This is a genomic window from Candidatus Microthrix parvicella Bio17-1 (assembly GCF_000299415.1).
Lineage (GTDB): Bacteria > Actinomycetota > Acidimicrobiia > Acidimicrobiales > Microtrichaceae > Microthrix > Microthrix parvicella.
Window position 1 is genome coordinate 310,866 of sequence record NZ_AMPG01000001.1, and the last position, 21,147, is coordinate 332,012.

The window sequence follows — 21,147 nt, forward strand, 5'->3', positions numbered from 1 at the left end:
CTACCCGATGGGACGGGCGGCAACGACGTTGTCCCATCCGCCGTCACCATCGGACCGCTTGGGGTTGAGGTTGAGCGTGAGCTTGATGGTGGAGGCTGAGGTGCCCTTCCCGGCACCTTCGAAGCCTACGCCCAGGACCTTCAGGTTGAGGCCACCGCCCGCCTCGGCAGATACGACAGCCTCGAGTTCGACCTGGATATCGCCCAGACCAAATCGGATGTCGTGATCGTCCCCCTCGGAAACCGCCTTCTCCAGATCGGATCGCAGCTGTTGGATGACGTCGGCGACGCTCGGGAACTCGGCCATGTTCAACTCCGAAGTAAGGGGATTTGTTGAACGTAGCCTGAACGCTCCACCCGCCGAGGGGTTGAAACCCTACGATCGGTCGGCGTGAACCCCTCGATCAGCAAACCCGACCCACAGGACCGGGCATGCGGCTGAGCACCGTTGAGATCGCTGCGGCGGTAGGAGGCGTCCATGAGGGGCGTTCCCGGCCGGTCGACGAGTACCGCTTTGACGTGCGCGAGCTGGGCACCAGCCCCAACGAACTGTTCGTTGCCGGGCACCACCGGTTTCTCCGCGACGACACCAACCGTCACACGCCACGGGCGGTCAGCGCCGACCGGCCGTACCTGTGCGAGGTGGCCCCCGTTGGGGGCTCCGCCATCGTGGTGGCCGAGGTGGAACCCGCCATGTTGGCGTTGGGGCGCTACGTCCGACCCCGGCTCACCGATCGCTGCATCGGCATTACCGGGTCGGTGGGCAAGACCACGGTGAAACAGTTGACCGCGGCGGCCACGTCGACGACGTATCGCACCCACGCCACGCCTCGCTCGTTCAACACCAAGTTCTCCATGCCGGGCGTCCTCGCCTCGGCCCCGTCCGACACCGAATGCCTGGTCCTTGAGTTTGGAGCCCGCTACCGGGGCGACCTGCACCTGATGGGCGGGGTGGCAAAGCCGTCCGTGGCGATCATCACCAAGCTTGGCTGGGCGCATCAGGGCTCGATGATCGGACAGGCCGGCATCGTGGCCACCAAAGGCGAGCTGGTGGAGGACCTTCCAGCGAGCGGTACCGCCGTGATCTCAACCGACGACCCGCTGGCCCAGGGGCTGCCCGGCCGAACCACCGCGACCGTGTTGACCTATGGCTCAGTCGGCGATGTTCGGGCAACCGGTGTGCGCCTCTCCGGGGATCTGTCGTTGAGCCTGTCGGTGGCCACGCCGTGGGGTGAGGCCGACCTTCGCCCCGCCGTGCGAGGCGAGCATCACGTGACCAACGTGTTGGCGTCGTTGGCCGGGGCACTTGCCGTGGGCGTTCCGCTGGATGCGGCGGTCGCTGGTATCGAGCAGGCCGAACCACCTGCCCGACGCATGCAGATGCACCGGATCGACCGCGACATCCTGGTGATCGACGACAGCTTCAACGCCACCCTCGAATCGGTGCTGGGTGCCCTGGAGGCGCTGGCCGCCATCGACGCGCCGGACCGTTTGGCCGTGATGGGACCGCTCGTCGATGGCAAGGCCTACGTGGAACTGATCCACACCATCGCACGGGAGCGAGCCGAGCAATTGGGTCTGGAAATGCTGGCGTACCGGGCGCCGAACTACGGCACACCCGTGGTGGAACATCGCCGCCAACTGCGCGAACGGGTGGACGCGCTCCCTGACGGCTCGGCGGTCTTGATCAAAGGAAGCCGCAACGACGTGATCGACGAGGTGATCGCCGAACTGATCGACCATCCGGGAATCTGAGCGACCCACCAGGGCACGCCTTGTGCCGCCCGATCCGGAACAGCGCAGGGCGGTTTACAGGTGGCGGCGGAAGGCCAGCAATGGCGGGCCGTCGCGCTGTACCTCGTCCCACTCCGGTGCCCGCCGAAAGTCCAGGGACCTGTAGAGCGCCTGGGCACCGGTCATGTAGTCGGCCGTGCGCTCCACCATCTCGGTGGCGCCACCCGCCCGCAGGCGGTTCATGACCTCGATCATCAGTGCGCTGCCAACCCCCTGACCCCGCGCCTCAGGGTCGACCGCCACCTGACGGGCTCGCCCCACCCGACCGTCGGTGCCGGCCACTGGTGAGTAGCCAACGGAGCCCACCACGCGGCCCGCGGCGTCCTCGGCCACCAACAGCGTGGCCCGCCCCGCCCGTGCCTCGGTGTCGGCCAACACGCTGTCGTACTCCGGCATCCAAGGCCTTCCGGGTACCGCCGCGTAGGCCGCCACGGTCAATTCGCCGATGCGGCCCCAGTCGCCCACCTTGGCGTCCCTGACGGTGACCGCGCCGGAGTTCTCCGATTGGTCAGCCGCCTCCTCAACCTCGGCCGCATGCTGGGCTGCACGAGGAACGCCTGCGTCGGTTCGCAGGCGGGCCCGCTGATGCCGGCGAATGGCGAGGGCACAGACACGATCGAGGAGATCGGGAAACTCCACACCGGCGGCCGCCCACATGCGGGGAAAGGTGGATGCGGCCGTGAAGCCGGGCATCGTGTTGACCTCGTTCACCAGCAGTTGTCCGTCGACGGTGAGAAACAGATCGACCCGAGCGATGCCGTCAACGCGGAGCGCATCGGCCACCACCGGCGCCGTGGCACGCACGCGGTCACGCAGGTCAGCGTCAATGCCCGCCGGTACCTGGGCCATGGCGGCACCGTCGCCGTACTTGTCCGCATGGTCGAGGAACGCACCATGCGGCTTTGTTTCGGACACCTCGGACACCTCATATCCATCCGCGCGGTTTCCCAGCATCGACACGCTCAGCTCGCGTCCTTCGACCGCGGCCTCGACGATCAGCGTGTCGTCATAACCCAGCGCCTGGGACAGGGCGGGGCCCCATCCGGTGGCCTCGGTCACCCTGGTGATACCGATCGACGAACCCAGGTTGGCGGGTTTCACGAACAGGGTTGTTGAGCCAAGCCGTTCGGCGGCCTCCTCGTAGGACGGCAATGTCGAGCCGGGATGGATGCCCAGCCAGGGGGTCTGAGCGATCCCTCGGGCATCGAGCACATCGCCTGCTGCGGTCTTGTCCATACACAGTGCACTCGCCAACATGCCGCTGCCGACACAGGCGACCCCTGCCAGTTGGGCCAACGCTGCGATGACGCCATCCTCGCCACAGGGACCGTGAAGCACCGCCATCACCACCCGAGGTGCCGTGCCCGAAGCGGTCAGCAGGCTCCAAGGATCCGACAGCGCCCATTCGCCCGGGTCGGCGTCGCTCGGCAACACACCCTCAACCTCGACCGAATGCCACGAACCATCACGGTCGATATAGGCGGCGGTGAGCTCATGTCCAGCCTGTTCAAGCCCGGAGATGACGGCAAGACCGGAGGCCACCGACACCTCATGCTCTGGGGATTGACCTCCAAGTACCACCAAAACCCGCACGTATCACCCCCGTTCTTTGTCCTCCACCACCCTGAGCGTTTGACATACTAATGAGTGATTTCACCCTGCCCCGTGAGCAGCCAGGAGCTGCGCCCGAGGCCAACCAACAACCTGCCCGAACCACGCTTCAGCCTCCACCGACGGACGACGACGATGAACTTCACCACGCTGGAGATCGCTGAACTAACCGGTGCCGGCCATGAGGGACCCTCGTGTGTGGTGCAGCGGGTTGCGATCGATCCCGGTGAGGTGGTGGGCGAAGACAACCTGCTCTTCGCCACGTCCGCTCACCCGCCGCCGCTTGGTGACACCAGCCTGAGGTTGGAGGACGAAATCGCCGAACGGGTGCCCTACCTGACGGAGCGCCCGTGGGTGGGGGGTACCGCGGTCATCGGACCCAGCACCGAGGCCATGTTGCGGTCGATGGCCGGGGACGATCGCGGGCGACCGGCCGGCGCGCTCCGGGTCGGTGTCATCGCCACGGACGCGCCATGGGCCATGGCCGAACTCCTTCGGGTTGCCTTGAGTGGCCGCACTGACACCCCGGTCCGACCCGGGCCGCCGGACGAACGGGAGATCCCCGGCACCGAACGCTTTCGGGTTCCGCTGGCACTGCTGAACCACGGGCCTGATCAGCCACTGGTCGTGGAACTCAACCGTCGCCATCGAGGGTGCGCCGGCGCCGATGCGGCATTGCTGGATCCCCACGTGCTTGTCATCGGTGACCTGGGACCCCGACAGGTTGCCATGATGGGGACGGACGGAACGCTGAGGCAGACCGAAGAGGTGCTGGCAGCCTGCGGACCCGACACACACGTGGTGATCCCAGAGGGCCTGCAGGACGACCTCGACCCATGGATCGCCCCACGACCACGCCACACCTACCGCGTCGGCACCAACGCGGCCGGCGAGACAACGCTGCACCTTGACGTGTCGGGGAGAACCAGCAGCGGGGCGCTACCCACCGACGCGAGCCGCCGATGGTTGGCGAACGCTCAGGGTGCCGCGTTGACGGCGTGCGCTGCGCTCGCACGCACGGGGCCCGAGGTCGACGATGCGGTGACCGCCATGTCGACCCGCTTGACCGACGCCACCGTTCACACGTTGCCGGACGGGGTGGCGGTCTGGGACCGCAGCGATGCCACCTCGGTGGGCGCCGTGATCGGCGCCGTCGCCGCCCTGGCCGAACACCCGGCCGACGCACGCTACGCGATTCTGGGTCCGGTGGACGACGGACCCACCGCCGTCGAGGGGCTGCATTGTTCGATCCTGGATCGGGCTGCGGCAGCGGGAGTGGTCGGCATCGCCGCCGGAGGCTGGGGCATCGGGACCGACCACCTGGACCACCCGGTGACGATGGCCGATGAACTGGCCGCGGCCGGAGATGGTGCGGTGGTGGTGTTGGCAGGTACCGGGGCCGATCTGCTGAGCGTGCGCGACCGGCTGCTCTCGATGGCGCAACCCAAATCATGACCGGCGCCACCCTCACTCGCCCTCAGACACCGCTGGCCGATCTGGCAACCCGGCTCACGAGGCTCGGATTGCTCGACCGGGTGCCCGACCTGGCCGGTGCGCCCGACTACCAGGGAGTGACCTGGAGCCTGGAACCCACCCGACCCGGCGACCTGCACATCAACCTGCTTGGCGCCAAGCGGGCTCCGGCTGCGGTTCGAAGGGCGGTGCTCGATGGCGCGGTGGCGGTGTGCTGGAGCAAGCCCAACGCCGAGTTGGTCGAAGAACTGCGGGCCCAGGGCGTGCCGGTGCTGGAGGTGAACGACGAGCGGCGGGCCATGTCGCTGAGCTCCGCCCTTCTCCACGGGTTTCCCTCCAAAGACATCGCCATGATCGGCATCACCGGCACCAACGCCAAAACCACGTGCACGTTGATGACCGCCGCCTGCCTGCACCGCTCCGGCATGTCCAGCGCCTTCTCGTGCAGCGAGTTGGCGGGCATCGACCATGCGACGACCAAACCCACCCTGACCACTCCCGACGCTCCCGAGCTGCAGCGTTGGCTGGGCGAAGTTCGGGATTCGGGCAGCACCACCGCAGTGCTTGAGGTCTCGTCGCAGGCCATCTCGGATGCACGGGTCGCCGATGTGGCCGTCGGCATCGCCGTGTGCACCACGATTGGGGTGGACCACCTTGATGTGCACGGCAGCGAGGCCGGCTACCGTGCCGTCAAGCGCTCGCTGTTCGAGGGACTCGGGCCCGACGGGGTGGCGGTCTTCCACGGCGATGACGCAGCCGTGGTGGAAGTGGCCGCCGGCACCGGCGCCATCGACATCCCCGTCGGCCGATCACCCGGGTCGGTGGCGCGAATCACCGACGACGCGCTGCACTTCGGCCCCGAGTTCGCCCGGCTGACCGGCCGCCCCCAGGCCATCGTCCCCATCACCAACCCGCTGCTGCGCGCGCACGTGCTGACCAACGCTGCGCTGGCCGCGACGGCTGCGCTGGTCGCCGGGGCAAACCCGGCGGGCGTCGAGGCTGGGCTTGCCGGTTACGCGGGACTGCCTCGTCGACTCCAGGTGGTGACCCGTCATCCGTTCACGCTCGTCGATGACATGTGCAACCCCCTCAGCGTGGCCAACACCCTGGAGGATGCTTTGGCGCCACTGCGCCGAGATGCCAGACGTTTCTTGGCCGGTATCTCCGTCCGGGGCAACCGTGGAATCCCCATGAACGCCCAGCTGGGCGAGATCCTGGGCGGCATCCTGGTGCGCCTCGACGTGGACGAGGTGCACGTCACCCGAAACGAAGACTTCGTGGGCCCGGTCGACTGGGCAACCGATGCGGAGGAACAGGCCCTCCTCGGGGCCCTCCGCTCATGGGGCCTGGAGGTCACCGTGTACCGGGAGATTCGTCCGTTGGTGGAGGCGCTGCACCGCAGCCTCCGCCGGGACGATCTGGCGTTGTTGATCGGGCCCCACCGCCCCGCTCCCGGCGTGGACATGCTGCGAGAGTTGTTGGCCGGCGACGGCCGCCGGGGCCGCCGGGCGTTGACCAACTTCGCTCCCTCTGCGGACGAGCTGCTTGCCCGCGCCGCCGGACGCTCGTCGGCATCGATCACCAAACCAACCGACCGGATTGGAAACCGCCCATGAAGATTCTGATCACCAACCGGAAGATGTCCAGCCGGTGGGGCTCAGAGCTCTACGTCCGCGACCTGGCCATCGAACTGCTGCGGCGGGGCCATCGGCCCATGGTGTACTGCTCCGAGCTGGGCGCTGTGGCCGACGAACTCCTGAACGCCACGGTGCCGGTGAGCGACGACCTGACCACCTTCGGTGTTCGGCCGGACGTCATCCACGGCCAGCACCATCTGGTTGCCATGTCGGCGCTTGCCTACTACGGCGACGTGCCAATGGTGGGAGTGAGCCACGGGTGGCGGCCATGGCCCGAGCAGCCGGTGCTGCACCCCAACGTCACCCGCTACGTTGCCGTCGACGAGGCGGTCCGCGACCGCCTGACCCTCCAGCACGGCGTGCCCGACGAACGCGTCGTCGTGGTGCCCAACTTCGTCGACCTCGACCGATTTCAACTGGTCGCCGAGCCCGGGCCCACCCCCCGACGAATGCTGCTGTTCTCGAACTACGTCTCCGAGGGCTCGCCCTACCTGAAGGCGGCCAGGGAGGCGGCAGGCACGATTGGCGCCCACCTGGACGTTGTTGGCGACAAGATGGGCACCTCCACGCCCAACCCGGAGAAGCTGTTGGGGGAGTACGACCTGGTGCTGGCCCAGGGACGCTCCGCTCTGGAGGCCATCGCCGCGGGCGCAACGGTGATGGTCGGATCCTCTCGGGCCTTCGGCCCGCTGGTGCGCAGCGACAACGTGGAGCATCTGCGACGCCTGAACTTCGGGATCCGCGCCCAAACGCTACCGGCCACCAGCGCCACCATCCTCGATCAGATCACCGGCTATGACCCTTCGGACGCCGCCGCGGTGACCAACTGGGTGCGGGCCAACACCGGGGTGACTCAAGCAGTGGACGCGCTGGTCGACGTGTACCAGGCAGCCGTTGACACCCTCGCGTCCGAACTGCCGGACGCTCTCGAGTCCGCTCACGCCATGGGTACCTTCCTGTCGGGCGTCACTCGTGATGTCAACAACCTGGAGACCGAGGTGTGGGACCTGCGTCCACGAGCCGCTCGAAGCGATCGGGACACCAAAAACCTGACGATGGTGCAGGGTGAACGAAACACCCTGCGACAAGAGCTGGCCGAGACTCGGAAACGGCTGAAGACCGCCGAACGGGATCTGGGACGAACCCGGACGCGTGCCCATCACCAACAAAAGCGGCTCGATGCGCTGATGGGCTCCCGAGCGGTGCGGGCCCAACACAGGGTGCGATCAGCACCGCTGCTGAAGGGTTCGTACCGAGCGGCCCTGAACCTGCTCGGCCGAAGCTGAGCTCCCCGGCCCACAAGCAAATGATCTCGACCCGGTCTGAGACACAGAACAGGCCTCCGATCACCCGGCGTGTCGCAGCCACCCCGGGCGGCCCGCTATCCTTCACGGGCTTGCCGCAGCACGCGGTCATCCCCTCTCCCCTCTCTCCAGGAGCCCCCTGTGGCAAACATCAAGAGCCAGATCAAGCGAAACCGCCAGAACGAGCGGGCACACGAGCGCAACAAGGCGGTCCGATCCGAGATCCGCAGCCGCGTCAAGCTGGCTGTGGCGGCCGCCGACCAGGGAAGCGACGACGCCGAGCAACTGGTGCGCGAAGCCCAGAGCCGCATCGATCGCGCCGTGCTCAAGGGTGTGCTGCACAAGAACACCGCCGCCCACCGCAAGGCACGCCTGGCCAAGCACCTGGCGGCGGCCGGCGCCGACGCCTAAGCCATCGTTGCGGGCATCCGCAACGCAGCGACGCTCCAACCCCCATGAGCACCCCATCATGTGACACGCTCGGATGATGGACTGGTCACCGTTCGCAGCTGTTCTGTTTGACCTCGACGGAGTGATCACTCCGACGGCCGATGTTCATCGGCGTGCATGGACCGACATGTTCAACGGTTTCCTCGCCGGTTTGGATGGTCAACAGCCGTTCACCGACGACGACTACGTCAAGTTTGTGGACGGCAAGCCGAGGGCCGATGGCGTGCGCAGCTTCCTGAGTTCGCGAAGCATCGACCTGCCCGACGGAGACGCCGATGACCCCGCGGCCGCGCACACCGTCGCAGGCCTGGGCACCCGCAAAAACGATCGCTTCAACGAGATCCTCCAACGGGACGGCGTGGATGCCTACCCCGGCTCGATCGCACTGTTGGATGCCTTGAAGCCCGCCGGCTTGCGGCTGGCAATCGTCAGCTCCTCCCGCAACGCACGCGCCGTCCTTTCAGCAGCCGGGCTGCTCGATCGATTCGAGGTGATCGTCGACGGCAACGTCGGCGCCGAGGCACACCTCGACGGCAAACCCGCCCCCGACTACTTCCTCCATGCGGCGGCCGCCCTCAACGCTGCCCCTGAGCATGCCGTGGTGCTGGAGGACGCGATCTCCGGCGTTCAAGCGGGGGCAGCCGGAACCTTCGGGCTGGTGATCGGGGTGGATCGGGGCGCTGGGCACAACGCCCTGGTCAATGCCGGTGCCCACCAGGTGGTGAGCGACCTGGACGAGTTGCTCCCGGCCGGCGACGCGGATCCCACCCAGATGCAGGGAACACCATGAACCGAGGTCCGGGCAGCCCCGGAGAGGCTGATCCGGCCCACCCATTCGATGTCGACGCCGCGCTGGACCCCGGCAGATTTCCCGTCGACGAGTGGGCGCTCGTCGAGAGCGAATACTCGGTTCATGACCTGGGCACCACGGAGACATTGTTTGCGTTGGGCAACGGCTACCTCGGTCTTCGCGGAAACGCCGAGGAGGGTCGGGACGCCCACACGCACGGCACCTTCGTCAACGGGTTTCACGAGACCTGGTCAATCCAGCACGCCGAGGACGCGTTCGGGTTTGCCAAGGTGGGCCAGACGCTGGTGCACGTGCCGGACCCCAAGCTGATCAAGCTGTACGTCAACGACGAACCGCTGCTGGTGGGCGAGGCCGATTGCGAGGAGTACTCGCGGCGCCTGGACTTCCGTACGGGAACCCTGGAGCGCACACTGCTGTGGCGTACCCCGGCCGGAGAACGATTGCAGGTGCGTTCCACCCGCCAGGTCAGCTTCACCGAACGGCACCTCACGCTGATGACGCTGGAGGTGACCCTGCTGGAGGGCGTTGCGCCGGTGACCGTCTCGTCGCAGTTGTTGAATCGCCAGGATGGCCAGGACGAGTATCACGTTGCCGATGCGGCGCTGGGTGAGGGCGACGACCCGCGTCAGGCGCAACCCATGGATCATCGGGTGCTTTTGCCTCGGCTCAGCCGGGTTCGAAACGGGCGCGCCACCCTGGGCTACTGCTGTGCCAACTCCCAGATGACCGTGGCGTGCGCGGTGGAGCATCTGGTGGAGGCCGACTGCGAGTTGGAGGTGAAGACCGAGGTCGACGACGACACGGCAAAGAGCGTCGTCCACACCCGCATGGTGGCCGGGCAGACACTGAAGATCACCAAGTTCGCCGCCTTCCACACCTCCCGCGGGGTGCCACCCGACGAACTGGCCGATCGCTGCGACGATACTTTGGATCGCGCCATCAAACGCGGCGCCGATGCGCTCACCCTTGACCAGCGCCACTGGCTCGACGACTTCTGGGAGCGTTCGGACGTTGTGGTGGCTGACCGGCCCCGCACGCAGCAGGCCGTGCGCTGGAATCTCTTTCAGTTGGCCCAGGCCACCGGGCGGGTGGAAGACCATGGCGTGGCGGCGAAGGGGGTGACCGGCGACGGGTACGGCGGTCACTACTTCTGGGACACCGAGATCTACGTCATGCCGTTCTGTACCTACACCAATCCCCGGCAGGCCCGGAACCTGCTGAGGTTCAGGTACCTGATGCTGCCCAAAGCTCGGGAGCGGGCCGCCGAACTCTCCCAGCGTGGGGCGCTGTTTCCCTGGCGCACGATCAACGGCGACGAGGCCTCCGCCTTCTATGCCGCCGGCACTGCGCAGTACCACATCAATGCCGACGTCACCCATGCCCTCAGCCAGTACATCGAGGCGACCGGAGACTGGAGCTTTCTTCGCTCCGAGGGCGCCGAGCTACTGGTGGAGACCGCCAGGCTGTACGCCGACCTTGGGTTTTATAAGCCCAACGGACCCAGCACCTTTCATATCTTCGGCGTCACGGGCCCTGACGAGTACACGACGGTCGTGAACGACAACCTGTTCACCAACCTGATGGCCCGCTTCAACCTGCGCCGGGCCGCCGAGGCGTGCGAGGTGCTTCGCAGCGCCGACCCGGAGGCATACGACCGGCTCAAACGGGTGGTGGGCCTTCGGGACGAGGAGATGGCGGAGTGGCGGGCCGCCGAACGCGCCATGTTCATCCCCTACGACACCGAGTTGGCCGTCCACCCCCAGGACGACGCGTTTCTCGATAAGGAGGTGTGGGATCTGCCCGACACCCCCGAAGAGAAGCGGCCGCTGCTGCTGCACTACCACCCGCTGGTGATCTACCGGCACCAGGTACTGAAGCAGGCCGATGTCGTCTTGGCCATGTTCCTCCAGGGCGAGTACTTCAGCCGGGACGAGAAGCGGCGCAACTTTGAGTACTACGACCCGATCACCACGGGTGATTCGTCGCTGTCGGCCTGCGCCCAGGCCATCCTGGCCGCAGAGGTGGGCTACTCGGAGCTGGCGGTCGAGTACTTCTACCGGGCCCTGTTCGTCGACCTGGCCGACCTTCAGGGAAACACCGTCGACGGGGTACACGTGGCATCGACCGGCGGGGTGTGGACCACCCTGGTTCAGGGCTTCGCCGGAATGCGCGACCTGTGGGGAACCATGCGCTTCGACCCCCGTCTGCCGGAGGGTTGGGCCGGCATCTCCTTCAGGCTGCACAGGCTGGGATGCCGCCTGCTGGTGGAACTCACACCCGAAACCATCTCGTTCACACTGTTGGACGGCGAACCGGTGCACGTGGAGGTTGGGGATTCACGCTTCAGGGTCGGCGACGACCAACCCACGGTGGTGACGCTCGCTGATCAGGGGCCCCGCATCCCCGGCGTCGCGCCACGCATGGCCGAGGTCGGTGTCGTGCCCCACGTTGCCCACGACACCGACATCACCGATCTTCATGGCACCGCATCAGCGGGGACGAACCTCGGCTGAGCCGTCGTGCGACGGCTGAACCTGGGAGGTCGATCCGAGGCGTCAGCCGATCCAGCCCTTCACCTTTTCAATCAGCCGTGCTTGACCGTCAAGGTCGGCTGCAATTGGGGTGACGTTCAGCACGGTGACTCCTGAGTCCGCATAGCGCTGAATCTGTTCCCGTACGAACCCCTCGTCGCCCGCCAGCGACGTCTCGGCCAGGAATGAGTCGGGCACCGCAGCGCCCGCCTCCTGCTTCTTGCCATCCAGGTACAGGTTCTGAATCTCTGCGGCGGCGTCCTCGTAGCCGTACCGCTGGAACAGGTTGTTGTAAAAGTTCTTGTCCCGGGCGCCCATGCCACCCACGTACAGCGCCACCATGGGACGGGCGAAGTCGCGCACGGCCTCGGCTCCTTCGCCGATGGCCAACAGCCCCCCGGCGATGACGTCCAGCGTTCCCAGGTCGTCGGAGCGTTTTGCCGCCCCGGCCGCCAAGTCGGCGCCCCAGACGTCGGCGGCCCGGTCGGGGTGATAGAGGATCGGCAACCATCCGTCGGCGATCTCGGCGGTCATCGACACGTTCTTTGGTCCCAGCGCGGCCACGTGGATGGGGATGTTGGGACGGAGCGGCTTGGTGATGATCTTCAACGGCTTGCCCAGGCCGGTGCCCTGATCCTCCGAGAGAGGCAGTTGGTAATAGCGGCCGTCGTGGACCACCGGCTCCTTTCGGGCCCACACCTGGCGGCAGATTTGGATGATCTCGCGGGTTCGTCCGATCGGTGCGTCGTACGGAACCCCGTGGAACCCCTCGATTACCTGGGGCCCGCTGGCACCCAGCCCCAGGATGCAGCGCCCCTTGGACAGGTCGTCAACCCCGGCCGCCGTCATGGCCAAAAGCGTCGGGGTGCGCGTGTAGATGGGAAGAATGCCCGCCGCGATCTGGACGGTCTCGGTCTTGGCGGCCAGGTAGCCCATCAGGCTGACGCCGTCGTAGCCGTAGGCCTCAGCCACATAGGCAATGTCCATCCCAGCCTTCTCCAAGGCCTGAACCTGTGCGACGGACGCCTCAAAGCCCCCCGAGTATCCGATCTGCATGGCCAGCTTCATGCGCTCCCCTTCGTTGTCGAACCGAACGGCCGAGCCTGACAGATGCACCCATCGCCGGTCGACCGACGGGCCTATCCGACCGGAAACCAGTCTGGTAACGATGCTTCACACGCGGCTGTGAACGCCTCAGCCAAGTTGGCGTCGTCCTCGTCAAGGTCGGCCTCACACTGGAAGAAGTGATCGGCCGAATCGTCCCAACGCAACACCAACACGTTGGTGCCAAAGCTGTCCTCGGTAATCAAGACCGTGCCATCGGAGCCCTTGGTCGATCGCTGTTCGACGACGTCGACATCCTTGGTTTGCAGGGTGAGAAACCCGTCTGGTCCGTTGAGCCGCTTCTCCCAGTCGGTCGGCTCACACATCCCGTCGCACCCGGTTTCGACGCTCATCTTCGTGAAGAACCCCAGGTCTTCGTCGGACGGTGGCTCAAAGGCAACCCCCAAGAATCGGCCCTCGTCCCAGCCGACCGGCGCCACGATGGTGGCGGAGTATTCACCATCATCATCAAGCGCAAAGGGCTGTGCCTCGAAGCGCAGGCTCGTACCGGACGGAAGCGCGTCGTTGGCAGGTCCGGCATCGCCCGTGCCGACCTCTGCTCCCTCGGAAGCGGGGCCGGTGGTTTGGACCTTGGTCGACTCCGGGTCGGCGGTTTGCGAGCCCCCACCCAGTCCGGCGGAGCAACCCGTCGCACTCACCAGGATGACAACTCCGACGAAACCACGAGACCAACGCATTCCTGCACCTTAGAGATCGGCCACCACGTTCGCACCCGTTTCGGACAGACGAACCCACGTTGGCGTACCGTGGCCCGTATCTCGACGCCGAGGGGGCGACCATGGCACACGATTTGGTGATCACGGGCGGTACGGTGGTGGACGGAACCGGGGCCGAGCCGGTGCGCGCCGACGTGGCGGTGGATGGCGACCGCATCACGGCGGTCGGCACCGTGGACGCCGCAGGGGCGGGCCGGGTGATCGACGCCGAGGGGCGACACGTCACTCCCGGGTTCGTCGACCTCCACAGCCACCTCGACGCCCAGGTCGCCTGGGACCCGCAGATGAGTTCGTCGTGTTACCACGGGGTCACCTCCGTGATGATGGGCAACTGCGGCATGACGTTCGCCCCGCTACGGCCTGGACAGGCAGAAGTGCTGGCCAACGCGATGGAGTCGGTGGAGGACATCCCCGCATCGTCAATTCTTCAAGGCCTCAGCTGGGACTGGGAGACCTACGGCCAATACCTCGATGCCATCGACGAGGTGCCCAAGGGCATCAACACCGGCGGCTACGTGGGCGACGTTGCCATTCGGCTGTACGTGGCCGGGGACGCCGCCTGCGAGCGCGACTTCGTCGCTACGCCCGAGCAACTCACCCAAATGGCCGCGCAGGTGGACGAGGCCATTCGAAGTGGCGCCTTCGGGTATTCGATCAGCCGCAGCCTGTTTCACCGCGTGCCGGACGGACGCAACGTGCCCGGCACGTGGAGCGACCCCTCCGAGTTCTTCACCATCGCCGCGCCCCTGGGCGAACTTGGCAGGGGTGTGCTCGAAAGCGCCCCCCGCTACAACCTGGAGAACCAGCCAGGATCGCGGGTGGAAGAGGAACTGGCGTGGATGGCCGAGATCAGCCGATCCCTGGGCCGACCGTTCAGCTTCAACCTGCAACAGATCCGTGACATGGGCGACCACTATCGCCAGGTGATGGAGTTGGCCGAGCAGGCCAACGACAACGGCTCGCAGCTACGTCCGCAGATCACCCCACGCAGCGTGGGCGTGCTGTTCAGCCTGGCCGCCAACACCCTGATCGACGACGTGCCCGCCTTCGCCGAGATCGCCGACCGCGACCTGGCCGGGCGGCTGGCCGGCATCCGAGACCCCGAGCGACGTGACCGCATTATCGAGCAGGGCTCAAGTAAGGACGTCGATCCGTTCGCCCGCATGTTTCTGATGCCGGCCGATGAGCCGGTGCGCTACGAGTACACCGACGACGACTCGATCGCAGCCATTGCCCAGCGGGCCGGCATCCATCCGGTGGAGGCCTACCTGGACTCGCTGGATCGATCGGACGGGCGGGCGATCGTCAACTGGCCGGTGATGAACCAGAGTTCCGAGGCCATCGAGGAGATGGTCACCTCACCGGTGACCATTCTGGGTTTGGCCGACACCGGGGCTCACGCAACCCAGATCATGGACGCATCCCAACCGACGTACCTCCTCAGCCACTGGGTGCGCGACCTGGGCGTGCTGTCACTCCAGGAAGGCATTCGACGGCTCACATCCGACACGGCCAACTTCATCGGCTACGTCGACCGAGGGGTCGTCAAGGAGGGGGCCTACGCCGACCTCAACGTGTTGAACATCGACGAAATGGCGCTGGCCCTGCCCGAGATCGTTCACGACTTCCCTGGGAACGCGCCGCGTTTTGTACAAAAGGCCACCGGCATCGACCACTCGATCGTCAACGGTTTGCCCTTCATGGAAGCAGGCGAACACACCGGAGCGTTGGCTGGTCGCCTGCTGCGCTCCACCGACGCATAACGCGTTCCATCGGGTTCACCTCAGGGGCGAGAGACCGGCACCATCTGTTGGGATTTCACCGTGCCGCCACCCACGAATCGTCCAGCCATGACGTAAAGGGAAGGTGAACTGCCTTTTGTGGGCAAATCACCGAAAGGGGGTGGCGGTCAAAGCCCAAACATGATGAGCTTGGACCAGAACCCTCGTTCAGACGGGTCGCGTCGCCAGCCTCGCCTTCGGCCAATGACCCGTCCTCGGCCATCTCCGAACAGGAAGCAACCTCATGACGACAGGCACGACGCCCACCGCCGCCACCCTCAAGGGCACGTCGACCGTGCGGGCCAGGTGCGGCGGGGCCCTCGCCACGCTCGCCCTCGTCCTGGGCGTGCTCACCGGGGTCGTTCCCGGTTCGTCTGCAGGAGCCACGGGGCCACCCCCACTCACCGGCATCACCCAAATCACGTCTGGCGCCATGCACTCGTGCGCCCTGCTGAACTCCGGGTCGGTTCGCTGCTGGGGCGACAACGGGTTTGGCCAGCTTGGCAACGGCACCACCAGGGACGCATCCGTCCCACTGGCAGTGGCCGGGATCACCAACGCGGTGGCCATCGACAGCGCCTCCACCAGCCTGAGCACGTGTGCCGTGCTGGCCACCGGTGGCGTCCGCTGCTGGGGTCGGAACCATCACGGTCAACTCGGCAACGGCACCACCACCGACTCCACCACTCCGGTGGCCGTCTCCAACATCACCGGCGCCACCAGCATCGCTGCCGGCCAGGACCATACCTGCGTCGCCCTCAGCAACGGGGAGGCACGCTGCTGGGGGTGGAACAACCGCGGACAGTTGGGCAACGGCACCACCACCGACACGCTGGTGCCCGCCACCGTCACCGGCCTCACCGGAGCGGCGGCCGTTTCCGCCGGTGGCGGCCACACCTGCGCGGCCCTCACCGACCAATCGGTCCGCTGCTGGGGCAGCAACGCCTGGGGTGCGCTCGGCAACGGATCCTCTGCGACCGACTCCAAAGTTCCCGTCATGGTGTCGGGAATCTCAACCGCAACGGCCATCTCCAGCGGCTTCGCGCACACCTGTGCCACCCTCACCTCCGGTGGGGTCCGATGCTGGGGCCAGAACATCGACGGACAACTCGGCGACGGCACCACCACCGACTCGACGACACCGGTGGCCGTCTCCAATATCACCAACGCCACCAGCGTCAGCGGCGGCTACCAACATTCGTGCGTCAGACTCGCGGACGGTGGTGCAAGCTGCTGGGGCTACAACTACGCAGGGCTGCTCGGCGACGGGACCACCACCGATTCGACAACACCTGTAACCGTCAGCAGCCTTGGCAGCGCCACCAAGATGGCCGCAGGTCAGAGCCAGTCGTGCGCGCTGCTCAGCACCGGGCAGGGCCGATGCTGGGGGTACAACGGGTCGGGCCAACTCGGCAACGGCACCATCGCAGCCTCCCCGCTGCCGACGGTGGTGGTTGGCGTTTGCGAAGCCGCCCCGGATCCAGGCTTCATCGACGTTTCCACGGGTGCGAACTACTACAACGCAGTGGCCTGGCTGGTGAGGGCCGGGATCACTGGCGGCACCGCTCCCGGTAAGTACTCGCCCAACGCCAAGGTCACACGCGCCCAAATGGCCGTCTTCCTCTGGACCAACGCCGCGAAGCCCACGCCCACCGCGCCCCACACCTTCACCGACGTCCCCACCAACAGCTACTACAGCACCGCGGTCAGCTGGCTGATCGAAGCCGGCATCACCGGCGGCACCGCACCCGGCAAATACTCACCCAACGCGAAAGTCACACGCGCCCAAATGGCCGTCTTCCTCTGGACCAACGCCGCGAAGCCCACGCCCACCGCGCCCCACACCTTCACCGACGTCCCCACCAACAGCTACTACAGCACCGCGGTCAGCTGGCTGATCGAAGCCGGCATCACCGGCGGCACCGCACCCGGCAAATACTCACCCAACGCCAAGGTCACACGCGCCCAAATGGCGGTTTTCCTGAAAGCCAACACCTGCGGCCCCACCACCGCCTAACACCAGCCCCATCCGCCCCACCGAGCAGGAAGCAACAGCCATGACGACCTCCAGCGAGAACGGCCTGAACGCACACCCCAACTCGCCACAACGCAGGTCCAGGTCAAGGTCGATCGCCACCAGGGTTCTCGCCACCCTGGCCCTCTTGCTCGGCATCCTGACCGGCCTCGTTCCCGGCACTCCGGCAGGAGCCACCGGCCCACCACCACTCACCGGCATCAGCCAACTCACCGCCGGCTCGTACCACACGTGTGCCCTACTCACCAACGGGACGGTCACGTGTTGGGGAAATGGCGTGTACGGCCAGCTTGGCAACGGTGCCGGCACTTCCTCAAACATTCAGGTGCCGGTAAGCGGTATTACCAATGCCACTGCGATCGCTGCAGGTTCTCTTTACACCTGCGCCGTGCTCGCCACCGGAACGGTCCGCTGCTGGGGGGAGAACCCGTACGGGCAACTCGGCACCGGGACGGAGGTCAGCTCCAACACTCCCGTCGCCGTAACCGGGATCACCAATGCCACCACGATCGCCGCCGGCGACCGGCACACCTGTAGCACCCTCACGTCGGGTGAGGTGAAGTGTTGGGGACACAACACAGACGGGAAACTCGGCAACGGATCGACGACCCACTCCAGCATCCCCGTGCTGGTCAGCGGCCTGACAAATGCGACCTCGGTCGCCGCCGGCGGTGACCATTCGTGCGCCACGCTCTCCACGGGTGCGGCAAGCTGCTGGGGGGACAACGCCTACGGCCAACTCGGCGACACGACCAGCGACAGCTCATCAACTCCCGTATCAGTGAGCGGCATCGCCAACGCGGTCAGTATCACCGCCGGTAACCGGCACTCATGCGCACTGCTTGCGTCGGGTGAGGCACGATGCTGGGGCGACAGCTTCGAGGGACAGCTCGGAGCGGGAACCTTCCTCCCCTCCTCGACTCCATTGGCCGTCGCAGGTGTTTCCGACGCCGTCTCAATATCAGCCGGTTACGAACATACTTGCGCCACCCTCGGTACCGGTGGGGTCCGCTGCTGGGGTTACAACGACGATGGCCAGGTTGGGGACGGCACCACCACCCACCGATCACAGCCGGTCCCCGTCAGCAACATCACCAATGCCGTCACCGTCGCGGCCGGGCGCGAACTCTCCTGCGCCAAGCTGAACTCCGGGCAGGCACGCTGCTGGGGAAGCAACGACGAGGGCCGGCTCGGCAATGGCAGCCCGACAATCTCAACCACACCGGTGACGGTGATCAGCGGGACCTGCGCCAGCGCTCCCGACCCCGGCTTCAGCGACGTTGCCCTCGACGCCTATTACTACGACTCGGTTGCCTGGCTCGTGCAAGCCGGCATCACCGGCGGTACCGCACCCGGCAAATACTCGCCCAACGCCAAAGTCACACGCGCACAAATGGCCGTCTTCCTCTGGACCAACGCCGGACAACCCACCCCCACCCCACCCCACAGCTTCAGCGACGTCCCAACAGACTCCTACTACAACGACGCCGTCTCCTGGCTGGTCCGCACCGGTGTCACCAGCGGCACCGCTCCCGGCAAATACTCGCCCAACGCGAAAGTCACACGCGCCCAAATGGCCGTCTTCCTCTGGCAGTACAACGGTCGACTCGGAGCCGCCGGCTACCACGGGTTCAGCGATGTACCTCCTTTCAGCTATTACAGCGCCGCGGTCAGCTGGCTGGTCGAAACCGGCATCACCGGCGGCACCGCTCCCGGTAAGTACTCGCCCAACGCGAAAGTCACACGCGCCCAGATGGCCGTCTTCCTCAAGAACAACACCTGCCGCCTCACGCCCGTCACCGGGCGACCGGTACCACCATCCACATAAGTTGAGAAGCGCCAGGTCAATCATCGAGTCCACCTGCCTGGTTCCAACTGAGAGGGCCGCGTTCGGTCCAAAGACAGCAACCCTCGCCGCACGCGGCGAGGCCCACCCCATCGATCCGGAGATCGCTTGGGATGGGCCTCAATTGAGCCGAGTGGCGTTGGTTCCCTACCTCACGATGGGGTTGGGATAGGCCACCTGGACGGGCGTGGTCCGGGTGGTGCCGGTTCCGTCACCCAGCCGGCCATGCCAGTTGAGTCCCCAACAGAGGGTGGCACCGGAGGCCTTGACCGCGCAGTTGGTGTACGAGCCACCGGCGACGGACTTGGCGCCGGTCAGCCCAACGACATCAACGGGGGACTTCCGGTTGACGCTGGTGGTTCCATCGCCGGCCTGACCGTCCTTGTTGTAGCCCCAGCATGCGACCGTGCCGCCGGCCTTCACTGCACAGCCGTGGTAGGCGCCCACACCGATGGTGGTCACGCCGGCCAGAGCCGGAATGGTCGCCGGGGTGTTGCGGTCGGTGGTGTTGCCCAGTCCGAGCTGGCCATCACCGTTGTAGCCCCAGCAGTCAACCGTGCCGTCGCTCTTCGCGGCACAGGTGTGGAGCCAGCCGCTGTCGACAGCGGTCACGCCGCTGAGGTTGGCAACGGTCACCGGCGTTGTGCGGGTGGTGTTGCTTCCGTCACCGAGCTGACCTCGGTCGTTGCGACCCCAACAGGCAACGGTGCCGTTGCTCTTCTGGGCGCAGTTGTGCACGGAACCGCCGGAAACGGCGGTCACTCCGCTCAGCCCCGCACCGACGGCGACGGGGGTCCGCCGCTCTGTGGTGGAGCCGTCACCGAGCTGACCGTTGTTGTTCTCTCCCCAGCAGGCGACCGTGCCGTCGTTCTTGGTGGCACAGGTGTGGTACGAGCCGGCGGTGATGTTGCGGACGCCACTCAGGCCCGAAACCGCAACCGGGAGGCTGCGATTGGTCGTGGTGTTGTCACCCAACTGGCCATTGCGGTTGTTGCCCCAGCAGGCGACCGTGGTGTCCGCTTTGACCGCACAGGTGTGGAACGAGCCGGTGGCGATGTCGGTCGCACCGCTAATTCCACGGACGGTCACCGGGATCCACTGCTGATTGTTGCTGGTGCCGATGCCCATCTGGCCATCGCTGTTGTGTCCCCAGCATGCGATCGTTCCGTCAGCCTTCAAGGCGCAGTTGTGGCGCTCGCCGCCGTCAACCGCGATCGGCTTGGTCCCACATGAATTGGTGTGCAGGAACACCGCCATCTGGGCACGGGTCACATTTGCATTCGGGGCGTACTTGCCCGGGGCGACGCCGGCGGTGATACCGGTTCCAACCAGCCACGATACGGCCGTGTTGTAGTAGGCGTCAGCAGCCACATCGGTGAAGCTGTGGGGCGCCAACGGAGCCGGGCTTCCTGAAGCGGTGTGCAGAAACACAGCCATCTGGCCGCGTGAGACGTTCACGTTCGGGCCGTAACGGCCCTCAGCAACGCCGCCGGTGATGCCCTCGCCAGCCAACCACGACACCGCGGTGTTGTAGTAGGCATCGGGGGCGACATCTCCGAAGCTGTGGGGCCGGCTCGGCGGCGGCGACCCGGCGTCCTTCCAGAGGAACATCGCCATCTGGCCGCGGGAGACGTTCACGCTCGGGCCATACCGGTCGGCGGTGACCCCACCGGTGATCTCACTTTCGAACAGCCATGAGACTGCCTGATCGAAGTAGTCGTCCGGAGCAACATCGGTGAATTGGTGGGGCTTTGGCGAGAAGCACGAAACCGGGCCGGCTGCCTCTGCCTCGGCCGACGGCTGCGTCACTCCCTCGGTGCCCGCCTCCGCGTTCGGCTCGGAAGCGCCGGCGGTCGCTGCGGACCCCAGGCTCACCAACGAGCCAAGCATCAACAGCGCCAACAGCCGAGAAAGCCATTGTGAGATTGCTAATTTTTTGGTCATGAGATCGCTCATTGCCCCTTCGTTTGGTTTGCGAACCGGCATCATCGCCCTTCCACCCAACCGCGAACAATTGAGCTTGGATCAAGTTGC

15 protein-coding genes are annotated in these 21,147 nt (G+C 66.3%); 10 read left to right on the forward strand and 5 right to left on the reverse strand.

Translation table 11 applies throughout. From position 1 onward, the window contains the following. The gene (locus tag MPARV_RS0101540; RefSeq protein WP_012230733.1) at nucleotides 1-306 is read right to left on the reverse strand and encodes a trypco2 family protein; all 306 of its coding nucleotides are present in this window, start codon (nucleotides 304-306) and stop codon (nucleotides 1-3) included. Between the two features lie 125 nt (nucleotides 307-431). Here MPARV_RS0101540 and MPARV_RS0101545 point away from each other — a divergent pair, with 125 nt between their 5' ends. Further along, nucleotides 432-1,754, forward strand: a complete 1,323-nt coding sequence (locus MPARV_RS0101545) for a UDP-N-acetylmuramoyl-tripeptide--D-alanyl-D-alanine ligase (protein ID WP_020376982.1) — start codon at nucleotides 432-434, stop codon at nucleotides 1,752-1,754. Nucleotides 1,755-1,808: 54 nt separating this feature from the next. On the opposite strand, the gene MPARV_RS21970 is transcribed toward MPARV_RS0101545, so the two are convergent. Further along, on the reverse strand, nucleotides 1,809-3,386 hold the full coding sequence (locus MPARV_RS21970) for a D-alanine--D-alanine ligase (protein WP_081582026.1): 1,578 nt from the start codon (nucleotides 3,384-3,386) through the stop codon (nucleotides 1,809-1,811). Between the two features lie 72 nt (nucleotides 3,387-3,458). Here MPARV_RS21970 and MPARV_RS0101555 point away from each other — a divergent pair, with 72 nt between their 5' ends. The 6 genes from MPARV_RS0101555 to MPARV_RS0101580 all read left to right on the forward strand — a co-directional run bounded on the left by MPARV_RS0101555 (nucleotide 3,459) and on the right by MPARV_RS0101580 (nucleotide 11,592). Further along, nucleotides 3,459-4,859, forward strand: a complete 1,401-nt coding sequence (locus MPARV_RS0101555) for a hypothetical protein (RefSeq protein WP_020376984.1) — start codon at nucleotides 3,459-3,461, stop codon at nucleotides 4,857-4,859. Beyond that, nucleotides 4,856-6,493, forward strand: a complete 1,638-nt coding sequence (locus MPARV_RS0101560) for a Mur ligase family protein (RefSeq protein ID WP_020376985.1) — start codon at nucleotides 4,856-4,858, stop codon at nucleotides 6,491-6,493. Before MPARV_RS0101555 ends, MPARV_RS0101560 begins: the two co-directional genes overlap by 4 nt. Continuing rightward, nucleotides 6,490-7,800 carry a glycosyltransferase gene (locus MPARV_RS0101565; protein WP_020376986.1) on the forward strand — a complete coding sequence of 437 codons (1,311 nt, stop codon included), beginning with the start codon at nucleotides 6,490-6,492 and terminating at the stop codon, nucleotides 7,798-7,800. Before MPARV_RS0101560 ends, MPARV_RS0101565 begins: the two co-directional genes overlap by 4 nt. Before the next feature lie 159 nt (nucleotides 7,801-7,959). Further along, nucleotides 7,960-8,229, forward strand: coding sequence for a 30S ribosomal protein S20 (rpsT, locus tag MPARV_RS0101570; RefSeq protein WP_012230722.1), 270 nt, complete (start codon nucleotides 7,960-7,962; stop codon nucleotides 8,227-8,229). A 76-nt stretch (nucleotides 8,230-8,305) separates the two neighbouring features. Then, entirely contained in the window at nucleotides 8,306-9,058 is a 753-nt protein-coding gene (locus MPARV_RS0101575) for an HAD family hydrolase (protein WP_040055398.1), read from the forward strand. Then, complete coding sequence (locus tag MPARV_RS0101580) at nucleotides 9,055-11,592, forward strand: glycoside hydrolase family 65 protein (protein ID WP_020376988.1); 2,538 nt, start codon at nucleotides 9,055-9,057, stop codon at nucleotides 11,590-11,592. Before MPARV_RS0101575 ends, MPARV_RS0101580 begins: the two co-directional genes overlap by 4 nt. A gap of 42 nt (nucleotides 11,593-11,634) precedes the next feature. Here MPARV_RS0101580 and MPARV_RS0101585 read toward each other — a convergent pair whose 3' ends face one another. Then, on the reverse strand, nucleotides 11,635-12,678 hold the full coding sequence (locus tag MPARV_RS0101585) for an LLM class F420-dependent oxidoreductase (protein ID WP_031276999.1): 1,044 nt from the start codon (nucleotides 12,676-12,678) through the stop codon (nucleotides 11,635-11,637). Nucleotides 12,679-12,749: 71 nt separating this feature from the next. Beyond that, nucleotides 12,750-13,412, reverse strand: a complete 663-nt coding sequence (locus MPARV_RS0101590; RefSeq protein WP_012230718.1) for a hypothetical protein — start codon at nucleotides 13,410-13,412, stop codon at nucleotides 12,750-12,752. Between the two features lie 101 nt (nucleotides 13,413-13,513). On the opposite strand from MPARV_RS0101590, the gene MPARV_RS0101595 reads away from it, so the two are divergent. The 3 genes from MPARV_RS0101595 to MPARV_RS21980 all read left to right on the forward strand — a co-directional run bounded on the left by MPARV_RS0101595 (nucleotide 13,514) and on the right by MPARV_RS21980 (nucleotide 19,095). Continuing rightward, on the forward strand, nucleotides 13,514-15,214 hold the full coding sequence (locus tag MPARV_RS0101595; RefSeq protein WP_012230717.1) for an N-acyl-D-amino-acid deacylase family protein: 1,701 nt from the start codon (nucleotides 13,514-13,516) through the stop codon (nucleotides 15,212-15,214). Nucleotides 15,215-15,476: 262 nt separating this feature from the next. Continuing rightward, nucleotides 15,477-17,249 (forward strand): S-layer homology domain-containing protein, encoded by a 1,773-nt coding sequence (locus MPARV_RS21975; protein WP_012230714.1) that lies wholly within the window; start codon nucleotides 15,477-15,479, stop codon nucleotides 17,247-17,249. A 40-nt stretch (nucleotides 17,250-17,289) separates the two neighbouring features. Next, nucleotides 17,290-19,095 (forward strand): RCC1 domain-containing protein, encoded by a 1,806-nt coding sequence (locus MPARV_RS21980; protein ID WP_051011860.1) that lies wholly within the window; start codon nucleotides 17,290-17,292, stop codon nucleotides 19,093-19,095. Nucleotides 19,096-19,260: 165 nt separating this feature from the next. On the opposite strand, the gene MPARV_RS21985 is transcribed toward MPARV_RS21980, so the two are convergent. Continuing rightward, the gene (locus MPARV_RS21985; protein WP_051011861.1) at nucleotides 19,261-21,069 is read right to left on the reverse strand and encodes an RCC1 domain-containing protein; all 1,809 of its coding nucleotides are present in this window, start codon (nucleotides 21,067-21,069) and stop codon (nucleotides 19,261-19,263) included. Nucleotides 21,070-21,147 lie beyond the last annotated feature (78 nt).

Bases quoted from the DNA above. Each gene is read 5' to 3' on its own strand.
- MPARV_RS0101540 (WP_012230733.1), bottom strand. From the start codon at position 306: ATGGCCGAGTTCCCGAGCGTCGCCGACGTCATCCAACAGCTGCGATCC.
- MPARV_RS0101545 (WP_020376982.1), top strand. From the start codon at position 432: ATGCGGCTGAGCACCGTTGAGATCGCTGCGGCGGTAGGAGGCGTCCAT.
- MPARV_RS0101560 (WP_020376985.1), top strand. From the start codon at position 4,856: ATGACCGGCGCCACCCTCACTCGCCCTCAGACACCGCTGGCCGATCTG.
- MPARV_RS0101565 (WP_020376986.1), top strand. From the start codon at position 6,490: ATGAAGATTCTGATCACCAACCGGAAGATGTCCAGCCGGTGGGGCTCA.
- MPARV_RS0101575 (WP_040055398.1), top strand. From the start codon at position 8,306: ATGGACTGGTCACCGTTCGCAGCTGTTCTGTTTGACCTCGACGGAGTG.
- MPARV_RS0101580 (WP_020376988.1), top strand. From the start codon at position 9,055: ATGAACCGAGGTCCGGGCAGCCCCGGAGAGGCTGATCCGGCCCACCCA.
- MPARV_RS0101585 (WP_031276999.1), bottom strand. From the start codon at position 12,678: ATGAAGCTGGCCATGCAGATCGGATACTCGGGGGGCTTTGAGGCGTCC.
- MPARV_RS0101590 (WP_012230718.1), bottom strand. From the start codon at position 13,412: ATGCGTTGGTCTCGTGGTTTCGTCGGAGTTGTCATCCTGGTGAGTGCG.
- MPARV_RS0101595 (WP_012230717.1), top strand. From the start codon at position 13,514: ATGGCACACGATTTGGTGATCACGGGCGGTACGGTGGTGGACGGAACC.
- MPARV_RS21975 (WP_012230714.1), top strand. From the start codon at position 15,477: ATGACGACAGGCACGACGCCCACCGCCGCCACCCTCAAGGGCACGTCG.
- MPARV_RS21980 (WP_051011860.1), top strand. From the start codon at position 17,290: ATGACGACCTCCAGCGAGAACGGCCTGAACGCACACCCCAACTCGCCA.
- MPARV_RS21985 (WP_051011861.1), bottom strand. From the start codon at position 21,069: ATGAGCGATCTCATGACCAAAAAATTAGCAATCTCACAATGGCTTTCT.